This window comes from Paenibacillus xylanilyticus (genome assembly GCF_009664365.1).
GTDB lineage: Bacteria > Bacillota > Bacilli > Paenibacillales > Paenibacillaceae > Paenibacillus > Paenibacillus xylanilyticus_A.
On record NZ_CP044310.1, the window covers coordinates 775,105 to 795,315 of the forward strand.

The following is a 20,211-nucleotide window of genomic DNA, read 5'->3' on the forward strand; positions in this document are numbered from 1 at the left end:
TGGTAGTGTCAGAAGCATATAAAAAGGCCGGCGTCGATATCGCGGCAGGTAATGAAGCGGTTGAACGGATGAAAAAACACGTGAAGCGTACCTTCCGTCCGGAAGTGATGACAGATCTGGGCGGATTCGGAGCCCTGTTCGGTTTGAACAAAGACAAATATGATGAGCCGGTGCTCGTTTCCGGCACTGACGGTGTAGGAACCAAGCTGAAAATCGCGTTTGCCATGGACCGTCACGATACCATTGGAATCGACGCTGTGGCCATGTGTGTGAATGACATTGTGGTGCAGGGTGCGGAGCCGCTCTTTTTCCTCGACTACCTGGCATGTGACAAAGTCATCCCTGAGAAGATCGAAGCCATTGTTGCCGGAATCGCTGAAGGATGTCACCAGTCCGGATGTGCGCTGATTGGCGGAGAAACGGCAGAAATGCCGGGCATGTACAGCGAAGGGGAATACGATATTGCCGGATTTACGGTGGGAATCGTGGATAAAGCCAAAATCATTAACGGCACGACCATCTCTCCAGGTGACACGGTAATTGGACTAGCTTCCAGCGGTGTACACAGCAATGGATTTTCGCTGGTTCGCAGACTTTTGCTGGAGGAAGCCGGGCTGGATCTGCATGAGGAAGTATCTGAACTGGGCAGCAAGCTGGGTGATGCCCTGCTGGAACCGACAAAAATCTATGTGAAACCACTTCTGTCCCTGTTGGAAAACGTGAAAGTAAAAGGCATGGCTCATATTACAGGTGGTGGATTTATTGAAAATATCCCGCGTATGCTGCCAAGCAGCGTGAATGTAGATATCGATTACGGCTCATGGCCGATCCTGCCAATCTTCAACCTGCTGCAGCAAAAAGGATCAGTCTCGAACCGGGATATGTTCACCACGTTTAACATGGGAATCGGACTTGTGCTTGTCGTGAACGAAGCAGATGCAAACGAAGCTCTGGAACAGCTGAAAGCTTCTGGTGAAGAAGCGTACATCATTGGACGTGTGACTGAAGGAGATGCGCGAGTAACCTTCACGGGAGCGGATGTTTAATGGCGAACTACCGGATTGCCGTATTTGCCTCTGGTGAAGGGTCGAACTTTCAGGCATTGGTGGATGCAGCGAAAAACGGAGGATTGGATGCAACCGTAGACTTGCTGGTGTGTGACAAACCTGCTGCACGCGTTGTGCAGCGGGCCAAGGATGCAGGCATCGACTGCCATCTATTCACTCCGAAAAATTACGAATCCCGTGAGGCCTACGAGGCCGAGATCGTGGAAGTGCTTGAATCCAAAAACATTGACTTGGTTGTTCTTGCCGGATACATGAGATTGCTGACTTCAGTCGTAGTGGATCGGTATGCCGGACGGCTGATTAACATCCATCCGTCCTTGCTGCCTGCATTTGCAGGTAAGGATGCTGTCGGACAGGCCTTGGAGTACGGCGTAAAAATTACGGGGGTAACCGTACACTTCGTGGATGGTGGCATGGATACCGGTCCTATCATTGCCCAGCATCCTGTGCCGATTCTGCCTGAGGATACGGCAGAATCGATCAGCCGTTCCATCCATGCTGCGGAACAGCAGCTGTATCCGGAGGTCGTTTCCTGGTTTGCTCAAGGATTGGTTCGGCTGGAAGGCCGTCAGGTTACGGTGCTGAAACCGGATTGATATAAGTTGGACTTCGCTTACAAAGTAACGGAGAGGGCAGAAGTTTGTTCTGACCTCGTAGTGGTCCAGTGTAAAATTATTTGTTTAACTTATGTGTTAGAGTCGAAAATTGGTACGCATTTTGTGATATTTCTCGGGAAATAAATCGGCTGTGTTTCGTCATGAAACGCGGGGCCATGGGACATTAAAAGGAGGAGCATATTGTGAGTATCAAAAGAGCTTTGGTCAGTGTGTGGGATAAAACAGGCATCGTGGACTTTTGCCGCGAGCTGTCGCAAATGGGCGTGGAAATTATTTCGACAGGAGGTACAAGCAGCCTGTTGTCGAAGGAAGGCGTTCCTGTGATCGGGATCTCGGATGTGACTGGATTTCCTGAAATTATGGACGGACGTGTCAAAACGCTGCATCCAGCCGTTCATGGCGGTTTGCTGGCTGTACGTGATAGTGAAGATCATAGACGCCAGATGGAAGAGAACGGACTAGATTATATCGACCTCGTAGTCGTAAACCTGTACCCATTCCAAGACACCATTGCGAAGCCGGATGTAACCTATGAAGATGCGATTGAGAACATCGATATCGGTGGTCCTACCATGCTTCGTTCTGCAGCCAAGAACCATGCTTTTGTTAGTGTCGTTGTCGACACGGCAGACTATGGCAAAGTGCTGGAGGAAGTTCGCAGTAGTGGGGATACCACGTTGGAAACACGCAAACGGCTTGCGGCAAAAGTTTTCCGTCATACGGCGGCTTACGATGCAGTTATCTCTGATTATCTCTCCAACCTGAATGGTGATCCACTGCCAGAGCGTTTGACGGTGACTTACGAAAAAATCCAGGATTTACGCTACGGCGAAAATCCGCATCAACAAGCGGCATTCTATCGTAAACCGCTTGCTGCTCAAGATACGTTGACAACAGCCGAGCAGCTGCACGGCAAAGAGCTGTCTTACAATAACATCAACGATGCAAACGCAGCGTTGCAGATCGTTAAGGAATTTGTAGAGCCTGCTGTTGTGGCGGTTAAGCACATGAACCCTTGCGGCGTGGGCATTGGTGAAAGCATCTATGAAGCCTACAGCAAAGCATATGCTGCGGATCCAACATCCATCTTCGGTGGCATTGTGGCAGCGAACCGCATAATCGACAGCGACACAGCTGCCAAACTGAGCGAGATTTTCCTGGAAATCGTGCTGGCTCCTGACTTTACGCAAGAGGCACTGGACATCCTGACGAAGAAGAAAAACATTCGTTTGCTCAAAACGGGTGAATTGAATGCAGCTCGTGACCGGGCGAGCCAATTCGCGGTGACCTCTATCGACGGCGGCATGATCGTACAACAGAGCGATGTGCATTCCATCGAAGCGAGTGAACTGAAAGTCGTTACAGATCGTGCACCTTCCGAAGAAGAATTGAAACAGCTCCTCTTTGGCTGGAAAGTCGTTAAGCACGTGAAGTCCAATGCGATCGTGCTTGCAGCGAATGACATGACCGTAGGTGTGGGCGCTGGACAAATGAACCGCGTTGGTGCAGCCAAAATTGCTATTGAACAAGCTGGCGAGCAAGCTAAGGGTGCTATTCTCGCATCGGATGCATTCTTCCCGATGGGCGATACGCTGGAATTGGCAGCTAAGGCTGGAATTACAGCTGTTATCCAACCCGGCGGTTCCATTAAGGATGAAGAGTCCATTAAAGTAGCGAATGAGTATGGTATTGCCATGGTGTTCACAGGCGTTCGCCATTTCAAACACTAAGAGTCGAAATCAAAGCTTCACACGTCGATGAACAAGCGAATAGGCTTGTTCATCCTCATTTTCAGCGCATTAAATGATTCATGAGCGAATTCTGGAATTCATGAGGGGGAACGGAACGAATGGATATTCTGGTAGTAGGCGGCGGAGGCCGGGAGCATGCGATTATCTGGGCTTTGGCGAAAAGTCCGAAGGCGGGCAAGATTCACTGTGCGCCAGGAAATGCAGGCATTGCACAGCTTGCCGAATGTCACCCGGTGGCAGTGAATGAATTCGATAAATTAAAGGCGCTTGCCGTGGAACTCAAGGTGGATCTGGTGGTCATTGGTCCGGATGATCCGCTGGCTGACGGGATTGTAGATGCATTTGATTCCACAGGCATTCCGGTCTTCGGACCGCGTCGCAATGCAGCGGAGATCGAAGGAAGCAAAACATTTATGAAGGATCTGCTGCACAAGTACAACATCCCAACAGCAGCCTATGAGAAATTCGACAATTACGAGCAGGCTCAGGCTTATCTTGATGCACAGGCAATTCCCGTGGTTATCAAGGCCGATGGCCTAGCAGCCGGTAAAGGTGTAACGGTTGCTTATTCCCGCGAGGAAGCGGATCAGGCACTACGCAGTATTATGGTGGAGAAAGTTTTCGGCGAAGCAGGAGCTAAAGTAATTATTGAAGAGTTTCTGGCAGGACAGGAGATGTCAATTCTGGCATTTGTCGACGGCGAGACTGTTCGTCCGATGGCCGCTGCACAGGATCACAAGCCAGTCTACGACGATGACAAGGGGCCTAACACGGGTGGGATGGGTACATACTCACCGCTGCCACATATTCCGAATTCAATTATTGAAGAGGCTGTTGAAACCATTATCAAGCCAACGGCCAAAGCGATGGTTTCCGAAGGACGTCCATTCCGCGGCGTATTGTTTGCGGGACTCATGATCTCGCCGGACGGCAAACCGAAAACAATAGAATTTAATGCTCGTTTTGGTGATCCCGAAACGCAGGTTGTACTGCCACGCCTCAAAACAGATCTGCTCGACATTTTCTGGGCCACCGTGCATGGCAAACTGGCAGACATAGAGATTGAGTGGAGCGAAGAGTCTGCTGTATGCGTGGTCCTGGCATCAGGAGGATATCCGGGGCCGTATGCAAAAGGCGTAGCCATCGAAGGGCTGGATCAGGTCAGCGATGCTGTCGTCTTCCACGCAGGAACGGCACGCAGCGAATCCGGAGAATGGGTCACGAATGGTGGACGTATTCTTGGGGTTGTGGGTCTAGGCGCTGATATTGCAGAAGCTAGAAACAAGGCTTATGCAGAGGCGGAACGGATCCGCTTCGAAGGCAAGCATCAGCGATCTGACATTGCGGCCAAAGCTTTAGTGTAAATAGTTATTATCAAATATGGGTCCTGCCCGACGAATGCCTTCAGATTAGAAGCATGGCATTCATCGGGCGGGCCTTTTTTGCGTTGGATTATTCGATTGAAAATATGTTTCAGCTGGATAACTCCGAGGGTAGTAGTGTTATAAAATCGGTCGTTTCAATACATAGTTTTGTTAGGCATATAAGTAACTTATTACATGAATTAAGTCATTTGTGAACAAAATATTCATGAATTTATGTGCAAGATAACCCAAACCATGACGTACAACTGGATGGTTTGATTCGGAACATGGTATACTTTTCTGAAACAGGAATGAACAAGAGGGGAGGTGGATATCTATTGGGAAGGCGATATTGTAAACTGTCCAAATGGAGAATTAAGGTGGAGTAGATCGGAGAAACAATCTGACAGCATGAGGGTTAGCCCTAATTACAGTGAAGTGGTTTCTTAATGTGATTGACTTCATCCTGGATTCCTGTTTTGCAACTTACAAGGTCTGTGTGCAGCATATAGCAATCTGGTCATTATTGAATTTGATTTTATATTTGCATACGCCCAATTCAACGACAATCAGCTGTGCAGCCGTTAACGGGTTAACGAGCGCTGCTGTAACTATTTCTGGAGGTGAATCCCTGAGAATCGGGGAAATCATTGGACATAATTACCATCTTAAATTTAGCATTACTCGTTCTCTTGATTGCTTTGACCGCATTTTTTGTGGCATCCGAATTTGCGGTTGTTAAGATTCGTACATCAAGAGTGGATCAACTGGTTGCCGAAGGTAACAAAAAGGCTGTACTCGCCAAGAAGGTCGTTTCCGATCTGGATTACTATCTGTCTGCCTGTCAGCTTGGTATTACGGTAACAGCTCTAGGACTTGGTGCATTAGGTAAGCCGACCGTCGAAAGACTGTTATATCCGGTGTTTGAGTACCTGAGTATTTCACCAGCCATTTCGTCGGTTGCCTCCTATGCGATTGCCTTTATCCTTGTGACGTTCCTTCACGTGGTTGTCGGTGAGATGGCACCTAAAACCATGGCGATTCAATTTTCGGAAAAATTGACGCTGATGCTCTCGCCATCGCTGTACTGGTTCGGAAAGATCATGTACCCATTTATCTGGGCACTCAATGGGGCATCCCGTATCCTTCTGCGGATGTTCGGTGTGAAGCCAGCAGGACATGATCAGGCCTATTCCGAGGATGAGATCAAAATCATCATGAACCAGAGTTATGAAGGTGACGAGACGAATCAAACCAAGTTGTCTTACTTGGAAAATGTGTTTGTGTTTGATGAACGGGTCGCGAAAGACATCATGGTTCCGCGGACGGAACTTGTCACATTGGACCAGGAGATGACTTACGACGATATCATCCCCGTGCTTGATGAGCATAACTATTCCCGATATCCAGTCATTGAGGAAGGGGATAAGGACCGCATTGTCGGCATGGTCAATGTCAAAAAGATCCTGCCGGACATGGTTGCTCAGAAGCAATACCAACTTGCTGACTTTGTCCGTGAGATTCCATTTGTTTCCGAGATTACCCGCATCCAGGATGCCATGATTAAAATGCAGCAGGAACGCGTGCATATGGCCGTGGTCGTGGATGAATACGGCGGTACCTCGGGTATTCTTACGATGGAGGATATTCTGGAGGAGCTTGTTGGGGAAATCCGTGACGAATTCGATGCCGATGAAGTGGCTGACATTCAGGAGACCGGGGAGAATCAATATCTGATTAACGGCCGGGTGCTTCTGGACGAAGTGGAGCGGCAGTTCGGATTGATTTTCGAAGGGAATGAGGAGATGGACACCGTCGCCGGCTGGATTCAGTTCCAGAAGGGTGTACGTGTGGAAAATGGTGATACGGTTGCCCACGGTGATTATGTCTGGACTGTAGTGGATACCGAAAATTATCAGATTAAGCAGGTCCTGCTGGAGCGCGTGAACGCAGCCCCGGTGGAGGAAGCCACAAGCGATCTGGCCTAACTAGAATAGAATTCCTGAATTTTCGATAGATTGGTTGGTAGTAGTGTAGGGGACGGAATCGATTCTGGAGAAGCGGAGCGTTCGCGTTTGTAAACAAATTTTGACCCTTTTAGAGTTAGATAAATTTATTAATCACACGATAACGAAGAGGACAGAAAAAACCTGAAGAAGCGTAGCGTTCGCCTTTATCACCATATTTCCCCCTATAAATAGGGAATGAAGAAATCTGGGGATAACAGCGATCGGAAGGTTGTTCTGGCATCGGAGTGTACCAATGTAAGATTCATCAGAAATTTATAACCATTAAAATGTTCAACTTGGAGGTGAATCCCTCACTCGAGGGAAATCATTGGACGGAATAATAGCATTGAATTTATTTTTGGTAGCCGTATTTATAGGGCTTACTGCCTTCTTCGTCGGCGCTGAATTCGCCATTCTGAAAGTGCGGATGTCACGAATTGATCAGCTGATCTCGGAAGGCAACAAAAAAGCGGTCATGGCCAAGAAAGTCGCACACAATCTGGACTATTATCTGTCTGCGTGTCAACTGGGGATCACCATTACGGCTCTCGTGTTGGGGGCTTTGGGTGAACCGACCGTTGAAAAAATGCTTCATCCGCTGTTCGAGCGACTTGAAGTGCCGGCAGCCGTGTCGACGGTATTATCCTACGGGATTGCCTTGGCGATCATTACGTTCCTGCATGTGGTTATTGGTGAGCTCGCACCCAAAACGCTGGCGATCCAATTTGCAGAGAGAATGACGCTTTTACTTGCACCACCGCTGTACTGGTTTGGTAAGATCATGAATCCGTTCATCTACGCGCTTAATGGTGCTGCACGGGTGCTGCTCGGAATCTTTGGCATCAAGCCAGCCGGACACGATACCGTCCACTCCGAAGAGGAACTGAAGCTGATTGTCGCCCAGAGTTACGAGAGTGGGGAGATCAATCAGACCGAGCTGGACTATCTGAAAAACATTTTTGCGTTTGATGAGCGCCTGCTGCAGGAGATTATGATTCGCAAAGAAAAAATCGTTACGCTGAATAAGGAAATGCCGCTGGATCAGGTGATTGAAGTGCTGAATCGGCACGAGTATACGAGATATCCGGTCATTGCGAACGGGGATGCGGCTCGCTTTATCGGCTTTATTAATACAAAAGAAATGCTGACCAGTGTGGCTGCAGGCAGATCATTCAGCATGGATGCCTACATTCATGATATGCCTGGATTTTCGGAGAAGTCCCCGATCAAGGACGTTCTGATCCAGATGCAGCAGAGTCGTGTGCATATGGCCATTGTAAATAATGAAGAAGGTGCTGCCATTGGTTTGGTTACGATGGAGGACATTCTGGAGGAAATCGTTGGGGATATCAAGGATGAATATGAGCATAAGGATCTGGTGAATCCACCCAAACGATTGAAATTGACTTAAAGCAGACTTGAGAAAGACAGGTTTCCGATTTATTCGGAGACCTGTTTTTGTATTAATCTTTTCTGCTAATCAGGAGTTAACAACATCAACGATGAAACCATCTTAATTTTAAAACAAAAAGCTTGCAATTCCATTGGTAATGGATTAATATGAATTTAAAGAATCTTAAATTAAAGATAAATAAACAAACAACAAGCAACAACAATGAATAACAAACCGCTAAATTCAACCATGATAAAATTAAAACCAAGGGAGTGGAGATTATGTTCAGAACTTCGGGTATCCATCACGTAACGGCTTTTGTAGATGACGCACAGAAAAATGTTGATTTTTACGCAGGGGTATTGGCCCTGAGACTGGTGAAAAAAACAATTAACTTCGATGCACCGGATGTGTATCATCTGTATTACGGAAATGAGGATGGGGCGCCAGGTACAATCATCACCTTCTTCCCACACCAAAATGCCATGAGAGGTGTCATTGGTTCCGGACAGACCGGAGTAACCGTATATGCAATTCCGGTAGGAAGTCTGCCATTCTGGAAAGAACGTCTCGCTTCCTTCGATATTCCGTTTGAAAATAAAACCAGATTCGGTGAGCAATATATTCGCTTCTTCGACAAAGGCGGCCTGCTTCTTGAACTGGTTGAACGTGAAGAGGGCCAGCCAAGTAAATGGACATACAACGGGGTAACACCTGAGCATGCGATCAAAGGTTTTGGCGGCGCAGTTCTGTTCAGCCAAGTTCCTGAGAAAACCACCGACGTGCTGGTTTCCATGCTCGGCCTGGAACAGGTAGGGGAAGAGAATGGCTTGATTCGCCTTCGTGCCACTGGTGACATCGGGCAAATCATCGACGTTCAATCTACCGGATTCCAGCGGGGCATTGGCGGAGCAGGTACGGTGCACCACATTGCTTGGCGTGCAAAAGACTATACCGAGCATGAGCAAATGCAGCGGGACCTGGAGAAAGCAGGCTACCATCCAACCCCTGTAATCGACCGTCAGTACTTCAATGCGGTGTATTTCCGGGAACCGGGCGGCATATTGTTCGAACTGGCTACCGATCCTCCGGGATTCGCACGCGATGAACCTCAGGAGAGCATGGGTGAGAAACTGATGCTGCCTGAGTGGTATGAACCACAGCGTGAACAGATTGAAAAATTGCTTCCACCAATCGAAGTACGTGAATGGAAAGGAGAGTCCAAATCATGACCACAACCGATACGATGAAACATATTTATAAAGCAGGTGCACAGCCGGATTCCCCAACACTGCTGCTGCTTCACGGGACAGGTGGAACCGAGAATGATCTGGTAGGTCTTGGCGAATTGATTGCGCCAGGAGCAGGCATGCTGGGTGTACGCGGTAACGTGTCGGAGAACGGGATGCCCCGTTTCTTCCGCCGCTTGGCCGAAGGGGTGTTTGACGAAGAAGATCTGATTGCACGGACAGCGGAGCTGGGTGCATTTGTGGATGCAGCAGCAGCGGAGTACGGATTCGATCGTAACAATGTTTACGCACTCGGTTACTCCAATGGTGCCAATATTGCGGCTAGTTTGATGTTCCACCAGGCTAACGTATTCAAAGGCGCGATTTTACATCATCCGATGGTACCTCTGCGCGGACTCGAACTGCCGAATCTGAACGGATTGCCTGTCTTCATCGGTGCAGGAGAGAACGATCCGATTGTACCGAGACGGGAAACGGAAGAACTGGCATCACTTCTTAGTGGTGCAGGTGCAGATGTCAAAACGCACTGGGAGCGTCAGGGACATCAGTTGACCCGCACCGAGGCATTGGCGGCGGCGGCATGGTTTAAAGCTCAGGCGTAAACCTGATTATTGCATCTGGGCAATAAATCTGGAGCCAGACTATATCGGCAAGACAGGGGACAGCTTGATCTGAAAGGATCGGGCTGCCTCTTTTTGCTTGCTGATCTACCCGAATGAATTGAGGGTGTTATGTAAACGTTACTAACCGGGTAATCATTTGAATGCGTACGACATAAGCTTGTATGCTTAGTTACTATAGCACTTAAGCACCACCATGAACTGGAGGGGTTATTATGGAACGAAACATCAAGGAACTGGTACAGCAGATGACACTGGAAGAAAAAGCAGGCATGTGCTCCGGACTGGACTTCTGGCATCTGAAAGGGGTAGAGCGTCTCGGTATCCCTTCCATCATGGTGACAGACGGGCCGCATGGCCTGCGGAAACAGGATGGAAGCGCGGATCATCTGGGCTTGACGTCAAGTGTGCCAGCGACCTGCTTCCCATCCGCAGTAGGATTAGCCAGCTCTTGGGATACTGATCTGGCGCGCCAAGTTGGAGTGGCGCTGGGTGAAGAGTGTCAGGCCGAAGAAGTAGGCGTATTGCTGGGGCCAGGCGTTAACATTAAGCGTTCGCCACTCGGCGGACGGAATTTTGAATACTTTTCCGAAGATCCGCTTCTGTCTACACGTATGGCTGCCGGCCATATCCAGGGTGTACAGAGTCAGGGTGTGGGAACATCGCTGAAACACTTTGCGGTGAACAATCAGGAGGAGCGGCGCATGTCCATTGATGCGGTGGTAGATGAGCGCACGCTCCGTGAGATTTACCTGGCCAGTTTCGAAGGTGCCGTGAAGGATGGTCAGCCTTGGACAGTGATGTGCTCCTACAACAAGGTGAACGGTACATATGCAGGTGAAAATGAGTGGTTGCTCACCGATATTCTGAAGGAAGAATGGGGACATGAGGGTCTCGTTGTGTCCGACTGGGGTGCTGTCAATGAACGTGCAGATGCGCTTTCCGCAGGACTGGAGCTTGAAATGCCTGCAAGTGGTGGGATCGGAGAGCGCAAGGTTATTCAAGCCGTTGAGAGTGGCAAGCTGTCCCTGGAGAAGCTGGACCGGGCGGTAGAACGGCTACTTACCCTTATCTTCAAGGCTGCGGATCAGCAGCGTAAGGGTGCTGCCTACAATAAGGAAGAACACCATCAGCTTGCCCGTAAAGTTGCATCGGAGTGTATGGTTTTGCTGAAAAATGAAGATCAGCTGCTTCCGTTGAAACGTGAAGGCAAGCTTGCGCTGATTGGAGCCTTTGCCCGCAAACCGCGCTTTCAGGGTGGAGGAAGCTCTCACATCAATCCGACCCAAGTCGATGATATTGTGGAAGAGATGACTCGGATTGCAGGAACGGAGACAGAGATCTCCTATGCTCCGGGTTACCGCATTGAAGCTGATGATGTGGATGATCGGCTTATGACAGAAGCAGTTCAGGCTGCAAAGGCTGCGGATACAGCGGTCGTTTTTGTCGGTTTACCCGACCGTTATGAGTCTGAAGGATATGACCGCTCCCATCTGCGCTTGCCGGATAACCATATCCGCCTGATTGAAGAGGTGGCCAAGGTTCAGTCACGTATCGTTGTTGTGCTCAGCAATGGTTCACCCGTGGAAATGCCTTGGCTGCCACAAGTGAAGGCTGTACTCGAAGCTTATCTGGGCGGGCAGGCTGTTGGCGGAGCGATTGCTGACTTGTTGTACGGCGAGGTGAATCCCTCAGGCAAACTGGCAGAGACGTTCCCCGCACAGCTGAGCCATAATCCGTCTTTCCTTAACTTTCCGGGTGAAGGAGATCGGGTAGACTACAAGGAAGGTATCTTCGTAGGTTACCGATACTATGACAAGAAACAGATCGAGCCGTTATTTCCATTTGGCTATGGACTGAGTTATACAACATTCGAATATACCGATCTAACAGTGGACCGGACTGAACTGACAGACCAGGATGAAGTTGAAGTACGCGTGAAAGTTACCAATACCGGAGACAGGGCGGGCAAAGAAGTCGTGCAGCTGTACATCAGTGATGTGGAAAGTACGGTGATTCGTCCGGTGAAGGAACTGAAGGCATTTGCCAAAGTGGAGCTGGAGCCGGGGGCTTTCGAGGTGGTTCGCTTTACGTTAAACAAACGGTCGTTTGCTTATTACAATGTGGACATAAAAGACTGGCACGTAGAGACTGGAGAGTTTGATATTCTAGTGGGCAGTTCCTCCAAGGACATTCATCTGATCAAACGTGTTAAAGTGGAATCCACAGCAACATTCATTCCCACATACACGCGTAATAGCACGCTCGGAGACATACAGCGCGATCCAGCCAACAAAGAGCTGTTGGAGCAAGCCATGCAGCAATTCCAGGAAGCCAGCGGCATGGGTGGCGATGATGAGGGTGAGCATGCAGATATGATGGCTGCCATGATGAAATATATGCCACTGCGTGCCTTGGTTGCTTTCAGTGGGGGAGCGATGAGTGAAGAAGCCATGAATCAATTGCTCGATCAGTTGAACAGTAAAGATCATGGAATCCGAGCGTAGCACACGAATGATATAGTAAGTAAGTGAGATGCAATAGGTAGTCGATATAATCGACTTAATTCTCCAGTTTAATATAGACCCGATCCTTGAAATGGATCGGGTTTTTGGTTTGCTTTTACAGGAGGAATTATCCTATACTTAAGTAATTGATAATCATTTTCATTTAGAACGATGGGAATAGAAATGACAATGTTCGTAAACAAGGCAGGAGGGGACCATGAACGCTATTCATGCCAATCATTCGTATGGTTCAAGTGCATTTATCCACACACGAGATGGCCGCAAGCTTCATTATATGTCGAAGGGAGCCGGTCACCCGGTCGTTGTTTTTGAATCAGGCATGGGCTTTTCCAGATCGGCGTGGGGACTCGTGGCGCCGCAAGTGGCCGAACATACACAGTCTGTGGTCTATGATCGTTCCGGGTTGGGACGGAGTGAAGCCGATACGGAGCAGCGGACTCTCCACAGGCTTACCGAGGATCTGGGCGATTTGCTGACGGCACTTGGGCCAGGCCCTTTCATTCTGGTGGGACACAGCTGGGGAGGGCCAGTCGTCAGAGCCGCGGCAGCTGCGGATATGTCTCGCATTAGAGGACTGATACTGGTCGATCCATCAGATGAGAACTGTGATTTATATTTCTCCGCTCTGGCCAAAACCAGTTTTGCCGTGAACCGTTGGCTGCTTCCTTGGATGGCACGTACAGGGCTGTATCGGAAAATGGGAAGTAAACCGGGCCAGGTTCAACCGGAAGATGTTGCACGGGATCACCGAGAGGAAGACTTCACTGTACAGGCAGCACGTACCATGGCTGCTGAATCGGTGGCGTTTCTGGATGATTTGGCCTCAATGCGGAATACTCCTCCTAAGTTGGGAGATCTGGAAGTCCGGATTATTTCTGGCACCAAGGCAGGACAGGGAGAGCATAAAATTAGACCTGCCATTGTGTCAGCTCACCGCAAGACAGCCCAAGAGCTCGCGAACGGACATTGGATCGAAGCAGGTCAATCGGGACATATGGTCACCTTTACCGACCCGCAGATTATTATTGATGAAATTTTGCGGATGGCAAATCGTTGAGGCCTTGGCGCAAGCTTAGGTCAAAAGTGATACAATAACAGAAAAAGCAATGCTTGCATTGCCAACCAAGACAAAGCGGAGTGTGGAGAAGAGATGAAACCAGTGGAACAAGAATCAACGGAAAATAAAAATTCCGGCCATGCCGGTGTTGGCATGGAAGATATCGTACGCGCACATCATGTGCTGCGTGAAGTTATTGTAAGAACGCCTCTGCAGCGGGATGCTGTATTGTCGACCAAATATAATTGCAATGTGTATCTCAAGCGGGAAGATCTGCAAGTGGTGCGCTCTTTCAAAATTCGTGGTGCCTACAATATGATCCGCAGTCTGACTCCGGCTGAAATGGAGAAGGGTATTGTCTGCGCAAGCGCAGGGAACCATGCACAGGGTGTTGCCTTTTCCTGTAACGCCCTCGGAATACACGGCAAAATCTTCATGCCGAGCACGACACCGAATCAAAAGGTCAAACAGGTACGACGCTTCGGCGGCAGCAACGTAGAAGTCGTGCTGATCGGGGATACGTATGATGATGCGTATGCAGAAGCCATGCGTGCATGTGATGAACAGGGGATGACGTTCATTCATCCGTTTGACCAACCCAAAATTATTGCGGGTAATGGTACGGTTGCGATGGAGATCATGGAAAGCCTTGATGAGGATGCAGATTATGTATTTGTTACGATTGGCGGCGGTGGTCTTGCTGCTGGCGTCGGAACCTACATGAAGACGGTCAGCCCGGAAACGCGCATTATTGGTGTGGAGCCTCTCGGCGCTGCTTCCATGAGTGAGGCCATGTTCCGCAAACAGGTTGTCACGCTTGATGATATCGATAAATTCGTGGATGGCGCTGCAGTGAAGCGGGTAGGAGACCTGACTTACAACATTTGCAGCAGCACGCTGGATGACATCGTGAAGGTTCCTGAGGGCAAGGCTTGTACGACCATCCTGGAGCTGTACAATGAAAATGCAATCGTGGTTGAACCCGCCGGTTCACTGGCTGTGGCTGCACTGGAGCAATATCGTGAGCAAATTGTGGGCAAGACGGTAGTCTGCGTAATTAGTGGCGGTAACAACGACATCGACCGGATGCAGGAGATCAAGGAACGTTCCCTGATCTATGAAGGTCTGAAATATTACTTTATGGTGAATTTCCCGCAGCGTGCTGGTGCTTTGCGTGAATTCCTGGAGGAAGTGCTCGGACCGAATGACGATATCACCCGGTTTGAATATACGAAGAAGCATGACAAAGAGAATGGTCCTGCCTTGGTAGGCATTGAGCTCATGTACAAGGAAGACTATCAGCCTCTGATTGAACGCATGAATCGCAAAGGCATTGCCTATACCGAGCTGAACAAAAATCTGAATCTCTTCAACATGTTAATCTGATGAGTAATCAGGTGAAGCAACCGGGCAGCAATGAACCCCATCTCCAGCTGCGGCCAGCACGCAGGGAGGATGCGGATCAAGTCATTCCACTGCTCTATCAGGCGATAGGAGACATTGCTTATGCGCTGGCGGGCGAGTCCGATCACGAGCAGGCAATGCAGATTCTGAAGCAGTTTTATATGCAGGAGGACAACCGGATCAGCTATCGCCATGTAACGGTGATGGAACATGGTCAGGACATTGCCGGTATACTCGTAGCCTACGACGGTAGTGAAGCGGATCGTCTGGACCAGCCGATTCTGGATCGGCCTGGACGCAGTCAGGATGAGAAATATGCAATAATCAAAGAAACTCGTCCCGGCGAATATTATCTGGATACGCTGTCGGTAAGCGAATCCTATCAGGGACAGGGGATCGGCCGGGCTCTGATGGCTGCTTTTGAGCAGCAGGGAAGGGAACTCGGGCATGAACGGGTGGCTCTTATTGTCGAACGTGATAATGGACGTGCCTTGATGCTGTATGAACGACAGGGCTATACGAAGGATGACGTCATTGTCATTGCAGGACATGAATATAACCATATGATCAAGCCGATTCAGCAGGGTTGATCACACTGAAAAACCGCCATGGGAGCGTATCCTGTGGCGGTTTTTTATTTTGCAGCGGAGGCATTTTTAATGGGATGAATGGTTTTAGAATCCGGTGTAGCTGCCGGTAGGAACTTTCTGATCCAGCCACTTTTCTACAGCGGAAGTCTTTTGGTATTTGGCATCGGTTACGACGTCCATGAAAGCACGCAGTTTAGCCAGCAAGTCACTATCCTCGGATGGATTCCGCTGCAGCACAGCCTTGTACCCTTTTTGGGCATTCGCCACCATGGTGTTGGTTTCGTAATCAAACAATGGTGTATTGTTCAGGCCATAAAAGGTATACAGCGTATAATTGTTCAGCAAAGTTCGTACCTGCTTGACCCGATTAGACTTCGGATAATCCTGCAAGAAACGTTCCTGATTCAATGCCCGATTCAGCATTTCCTGATAACCAATGATGAGTGCGCCATCTTCAGCAGCCAGGTTGCCTGTCTCGACCGCCATGATGTTGATGTACTGTTTGATATCCGGTTTGACATGCGAATTATATTTTTGAAAATCCATATAATTCATGATCGGATAGAGGGAGCCTTCGAGCATCACAAGGCGGTAGCCGCTGTCCCGGGCTTCCTTCAGCAATGCGCGGAGTTCCGAGTCTTTGGTACGCTCCATCAGCTGGGTGAAACTGTCGTTCCACTTGTATGCTTTGATCATCTTATCCTGAACATTGGGAACCAACATGCGGTCCGTCATGGCAGTTAATCCCTTGATGCGGGCATTCTCCAACTGAAGTACCATTAGGGTCGCGTGATGGGTGGTTACTTTATCGATATTGGCTTCCAGATAGGTGTCAGCGGCGGATAAGCCGTTCTTTTTTTGGAGTGTGGATTGAAATGTGTTATAAATGGCGGTCGAACTACTGGTGGTTACTTCCACATCGGAATCGGAGGGGGCTGCAGCAGCCATTCCCGTGATCCCAGCGGCATCAGTCTGCATTAATACAGCAACAGCTGTGACAGTCATGAACATACGGAGCCCTTGGCGTCTGGCAGATGAGTACAATGATGTCATTGTTGTAAACCTCCCGTGAATTTTGAAAATTAAACGGATTGATTCTTTATACATTAACCCAATTTTCTGCGGATGTTGTTTCGGAATAATGACAAAATGTTCTGTTATTTTTAACCTTTGGCAGGTAGATGGTGGAAGAACTTTTCTGCGAAAATATTTTTTGAGCGATTGGAAACTTTTGATCAGGTTCAGACGTCTTAGATGTGCACAGGAAATTACAGGAATAAAATCAAGTGAAATCCGCTCTAATACAATTCAATTCATCATCTAAAAAGAGAATGGGGATATTCAATATGAAAAAAGCCGGAGGACGTCAAGTTAAAAAGGTCATGTCCGCACTGGCCGTATCAGCCATGCTGATGTCAGCCTTGCCAGCAACAGTAATCGATGCAGCAGCAAGAATCAGTATCTATATCAATGATGCCGAGCTCTCTTCTGCGCAAGCGCCTGTCATGAAAGCCGGACGGGTATTGGTTCCGCTGCGGTCCATTTTTGAAGGACTGGATGCTAAAGTGGGATATACGAACAAAACCAAAACCATTACAGCAACTCGCGGAGATCAGGAGGTCTCACTGACACTGGGTTCCAAGACAGCTTATATTAACGGAGAAGCGGTCTCTCTGGACGTGCCTGCGAGTACGATTAAGGGTAACACGATGGTCCCTATTCGCTTTGTGAGTGAAGCATTTGGAGAGAAAGTATTCTGGAACTCCCGCCAACAGCGGGTGGATATCAAAACAACGTCCACGCCTCCTGTCGATGACACGAAAGCTGCGGCCTGGAACATCTACGGATCCGTTTCGGGAAGTAACGGAGATGGTCGGGATCTGACGGTCAGCTTCACGCGTCCAACATCCGAAAAGGCTGTATCCGAATATCGTATTATGCTGGTGAAAACCCGTGATGTGAACAGCTTCAACGAGTCTGCGGCTTCAGTGGTGCCATCCGGCAACTACACTTCGGTGTCTCCAAATGGCAGTAACCCGAAATTGACCCTGAATGCGCAGACACGTGACGTTAACGGAGATCTGCTGAATACGAGTGAAACCTATCGTTTGTATGTCCTGACCATGGGCAACAGCAGCAATAGTTACAAAAATGTACTTGCTTGGTCTGCCCAGTCTTTGAAATTAAACAATGTGAAAACAACAGTTCAGCCGGTCACCAGTCTTCGCATTGCCGATATCAGTGACTACGGAGATGGCCGTGACCTGGAGATCAACTTCAATCAGCCAAGCAGCACGTCGAATATTACCTATTATCGTGCATTTGTCGTCAAAGCTAAGGATGCTTCATCCTTCAATCTGACTGCGGCGAATAAAGTATCCAGCTCGAATTCAACGATCATCTATAAAGGAAACAACACAGCGGTTAAAAGTCAGCTTACCTCTTCCACGCGTGATACGTCCGGGGAATTGATTCGCAGCGGCACCGCCTACGTCGTATACATCATGTCGGTCAGCTCCAATGCGGCAGCTGCAGATCACAAGCTGTCTTCCGTATCCTCTTCACTGACACTTGGCGTGAATACGGCAACGGCGCCTGTCATTACACAAGTCAAGGATAATTCGGACTATGGAGATGGACGTGACATTCTGGTGAGCTTCAATCGGTCTTCCGACGAATCCAAGGTAGCGAGCTACCGCATCTTCGTTGTGCGCAACTCGGTGGCCAGCAGCTTCAATCTGGCGACGGCAAGCAATCTGTCTTCGAGCCTGTACTATACCGTGAACAAAACAGGCAGCAATATTACCACAACATTGCCTTCATCAATGAAAGATACAAGCGGTTATAACGTAACGAATCTGCAGGATTACCGGATTTACGTCATGGCTGTGGGCAATCAGCAAAACAACTACACCAATGCGGTGTCCTCTTCCTCCACATTACTGAGATTGACGACGAATGGAAATGCAGGAGCTGTTAATAACCTGGCAGTCTCGGATGTCAGTGACTATGGTGATGGACGGGATCTGCGGGTATCTTTCAACCGAGCATCGGATGAGTCTAGAGTTTCGGCTTACCGGGTGTACGTGGTTCGTTCAGGTAACGCAGGAAGCTTCACCCTGAGCGCGGCTAATGCTTCGAACAACTACTACCAAGTGAACAAAACGGGTGGCAACCTGTCGGTGACACTGCCAAGCAGTATGGTAGATACGAATGGATACAGAGTTTCCAATAACGTGACTTATCGTGTGTTTGTCCTGTCGGTAAGCACAAGCGGCAACTCCAGTCAGAACGCGTTGTCTTCGTACTCGTCACAGATTACATTGAGTCCAAATGCAGCGATAACAGCTCCGAGTAACGTAGCGGCAAGCGATATCGGCGATAATCAGGACGGACGCGATCTGCGCGTAACATTCACCAAATCGGCGGATGAGACCAATGTGAATCACTACCGGGTGTTTGTCGTGAAATCTACGAATACCAGCTTCAATCTTTCTGCAGCTAATGCAGTAGGAAGTGCGAATTATACGTATGTCAGCAAGAATGGAAGCAATCAGACGGTGAACTTCAACAGTAATTCGAAAACAGTGGATGGAAGTCCAATTGTAAATGGTGTCGGTTATCGCGTGTATGTCATGGCGGTGAATGGTAATGCTTCTCTTGCGAATGCATTGTCATCTGGCTCCAATGTAATTACACTCGCATCCAATACGGCTGTTGGCGCAGTGAATAATGTGAATGTAACGGTGAAAAATCAAGGGCAAGCAGGAAACGCATCAGATGTCACCGTGAACTTCAATAAACCAACAACAGACAGTGGTATTGCAAATTATAGAGTATTAATCGTTCCATCTGGTCAAGTAACTGGATTTGACCTGAATTCGGCTCTCGGCATCCGATCGTTTGTTCAAATTTCCAAGAATGATGCTGGCAATCCAATTCAGCTCAATAATGGTCACGTTGATATCAATGGTAATGCTCTTGTCGTGGGTCAAAAATACAGAGCATTTGTTTTGTCCGTATCCGATAGCGGTACGCGAGCTTCCAATCTGTCCGGTGCATCCAACGAGTTCAGCATTCTGGCCAAACCGGCGGAGCCTGTTGCTGTTCAGTCCGCAGCTATAACGAACATTGAGAATGCCAGTACAGCTACGGATGCAGGCCTGAAGGTTACTTTCGCTAAACCATCCGATGATAAAGGGATTGGCCAATACCGTTTATTTGTAGTAAGAGCTCAAGATAGTCTGGATTTGCCTTCTGCAAATACAAATAATAATTTTAAAGTAGTTACTCCAGGAGAAATTTCCTTATCCAAAGATACGCTGGATTCAAGTGGAAAAGCGATTGAACTCGGAGCAGAGTATAAAGTGTATATCCTTTCTGCAACAAGTGATCCGTCGCTATACACAAGTGTTCTCTCTGCTCCGTCAGGTACAGCGAAACTCGATGCAGCTCAGGCGGCCCCTGTGGTAACAACTCCAGATACGGCTCCAACGACTGACCCCAATGCCGGTGCAACTGACTCTGCTCAAGGCACCAGCAATAATCCAACAAAATAACT

The 20,211-nt window shown here is 48.7% G+C and carries 14 protein-coding genes; 13 read left to right on the forward strand and 1 reads right to left on the reverse strand.

All coding sequences use genetic code 11. The features are described from left to right. The first annotated feature begins 5 nt into the window (after window positions 1-5). The 12 genes from purM to F4V51_RS03665 all read left to right on the forward strand — a co-directional run bounded on the left by purM (window position 6) and on the right by F4V51_RS03665 (window position 15,650). Window positions 6-1,046 (forward strand): phosphoribosylformylglycinamidine cyclo-ligase, encoded by a 1,041-nt coding sequence (gene purM, locus F4V51_RS03610; RefSeq protein ID WP_153976882.1) that lies wholly within the window; start codon window positions 6-8, stop codon window positions 1,044-1,046. Next, window positions 1,046-1,663, forward strand: coding sequence for a phosphoribosylglycinamide formyltransferase (purN, locus tag F4V51_RS03615; RefSeq protein WP_153976883.1), 618 nt, complete (start codon window positions 1,046-1,048; stop codon window positions 1,661-1,663). The genes purM and purN overlap by 1 nt, the downstream gene beginning before the upstream one ends. A 203-nt stretch (window positions 1,664-1,866) precedes the next feature. Next, on the forward strand, window positions 1,867-3,414 hold the full coding sequence (gene purH, locus F4V51_RS03620; protein WP_153976884.1) for a bifunctional phosphoribosylaminoimidazolecarboxamide formyltransferase/IMP cyclohydrolase: 1,548 nt from the start codon (window positions 1,867-1,869) through the stop codon (window positions 3,412-3,414). 119 nt (window positions 3,415-3,533) lie between these two features. Further along, a complete protein-coding gene (gene purD / locus F4V51_RS03625; protein WP_153976885.1) occupies window positions 3,534-4,799 on the forward strand; it encodes a phosphoribosylamine--glycine ligase in 1,266 nt (421 codons plus the stop codon). A 650-nt stretch (window positions 4,800-5,449) separates the two neighbouring features. After that, complete coding sequence (locus F4V51_RS03630; protein WP_153976886.1) at window positions 5,450-6,787, forward strand: hemolysin family protein; 1,338 nt, start codon at window positions 5,450-5,452, stop codon at window positions 6,785-6,787. 349 nt (window positions 6,788-7,136) lie between these two features. Then, the gene (locus F4V51_RS03635) at window positions 7,137-8,219 is read left to right on the forward strand and encodes a hemolysin family protein (protein WP_153976887.1); all 1,083 of its coding nucleotides are present in this window, start codon (window positions 7,137-7,139) and stop codon (window positions 8,217-8,219) included. 263 nt (window positions 8,220-8,482) lie between these two features. Continuing rightward, window positions 8,483-9,433 carry a ring-cleaving dioxygenase gene (locus tag F4V51_RS03640; protein WP_227779616.1) on the forward strand — a complete coding sequence of 317 codons (951 nt, stop codon included), beginning with the start codon at window positions 8,483-8,485 and terminating at the stop codon, window positions 9,431-9,433. Window positions 9,434-9,447: 14 nt separating this feature from the next. Beyond that, a complete protein-coding gene (locus F4V51_RS03645; protein ID WP_153980544.1) occupies window positions 9,448-10,053 on the forward strand; it encodes an alpha/beta hydrolase in 606 nt (201 codons plus the stop codon). Between the two features lie 233 nt (window positions 10,054-10,286). After that, window positions 10,287-12,578 (forward strand): beta-glucosidase family protein, encoded by a 2,292-nt coding sequence (locus F4V51_RS03650; protein ID WP_153976888.1) that lies wholly within the window; start codon window positions 10,287-10,289, stop codon window positions 12,576-12,578. 217 nt (window positions 12,579-12,795) lie between these two features. Continuing rightward, the gene (locus F4V51_RS03655; RefSeq protein WP_153976889.1) at window positions 12,796-13,656 is read left to right on the forward strand and encodes an alpha/beta fold hydrolase; all 861 of its coding nucleotides are present in this window, start codon (window positions 12,796-12,798) and stop codon (window positions 13,654-13,656) included. Window positions 13,657-13,749: 93 nt separating this feature from the next. Continuing rightward, the gene (gene ilvA / locus F4V51_RS03660; protein ID WP_127538332.1) at window positions 13,750-15,042 is read left to right on the forward strand and encodes a threonine ammonia-lyase IlvA; all 1,293 of its coding nucleotides are present in this window, start codon (window positions 13,750-13,752) and stop codon (window positions 15,040-15,042) included. After that, a complete protein-coding gene (locus F4V51_RS03665) occupies window positions 15,042-15,650 on the forward strand; it encodes a GNAT family N-acetyltransferase (RefSeq protein ID WP_153976890.1) in 609 nt (202 codons plus the stop codon). Before ilvA ends, F4V51_RS03665 begins: the two co-directional genes overlap by 1 nt. A gap of 84 nt (window positions 15,651-15,734) precedes the next feature. On the opposite strand, the gene F4V51_RS03670 is transcribed toward F4V51_RS03665, so the two are convergent. Beyond that, window positions 15,735-16,703, reverse strand: a complete 969-nt coding sequence (locus tag F4V51_RS03670) for a hypothetical protein (protein WP_153976891.1) — start codon at window positions 16,701-16,703, stop codon at window positions 15,735-15,737. Window positions 16,704-16,996: 293 nt separating this feature from the next. Here F4V51_RS03670 and F4V51_RS03675 point away from each other — a divergent pair, with 293 nt between their 5' ends. Then, window positions 16,997-20,209: a copper amine oxidase N-terminal domain-containing protein gene (locus F4V51_RS03675; protein WP_162009888.1), complete on the forward strand. Its 3,213-nt coding sequence runs from the start codon at window positions 16,997-16,999 to the stop codon at window positions 20,207-20,209. Window positions 20,210-20,211: the final 2 nt, after the last annotated feature.

Excerpts from the sequence above, each read along its gene's own strand:
- purN (WP_153976883.1), top strand. The coding sequence starts at position 1,046 with ATGGCGAACTACCGGATTGCCGTATTTGCCTCTGGTGAAGGGTCGAAC.
- purD (WP_153976885.1), top strand. The coding sequence starts at position 3,534 with ATGGATATTCTGGTAGTAGGCGGCGGAGGCCGGGAGCATGCGATTATC.
- F4V51_RS03640 (WP_227779616.1), top strand. The coding sequence starts at position 8,483 with ATGTTCAGAACTTCGGGTATCCATCACGTAACGGCTTTTGTAGATGAC.
- F4V51_RS03645 (WP_153980544.1), top strand. The coding sequence starts at position 9,448 with ATGAAACATATTTATAAAGCAGGTGCACAGCCGGATTCCCCAACACTG.
- F4V51_RS03650 (WP_153976888.1), top strand. The coding sequence starts at position 10,287 with ATGGAACGAAACATCAAGGAACTGGTACAGCAGATGACACTGGAAGAA.
- F4V51_RS03655 (WP_153976889.1), top strand. The coding sequence starts at position 12,796 with ATGAACGCTATTCATGCCAATCATTCGTATGGTTCAAGTGCATTTATC.
- ilvA (WP_127538332.1), top strand. The coding sequence starts at position 13,750 with ATGAAACCAGTGGAACAAGAATCAACGGAAAATAAAAATTCCGGCCAT.
- F4V51_RS03665 (WP_153976890.1), top strand. The coding sequence starts at position 15,042 with ATGAGTAATCAGGTGAAGCAACCGGGCAGCAATGAACCCCATCTCCAG.
- F4V51_RS03670 (WP_153976891.1), bottom strand. The coding sequence starts at position 16,703 with ATGACATCATTGTACTCATCTGCCAGACGCCAAGGGCTCCGTATGTTC.
- F4V51_RS03675 (WP_162009888.1), top strand. The coding sequence starts at position 16,997 with ATGAAAAAAGCCGGAGGACGTCAAGTTAAAAAGGTCATGTCCGCACTG.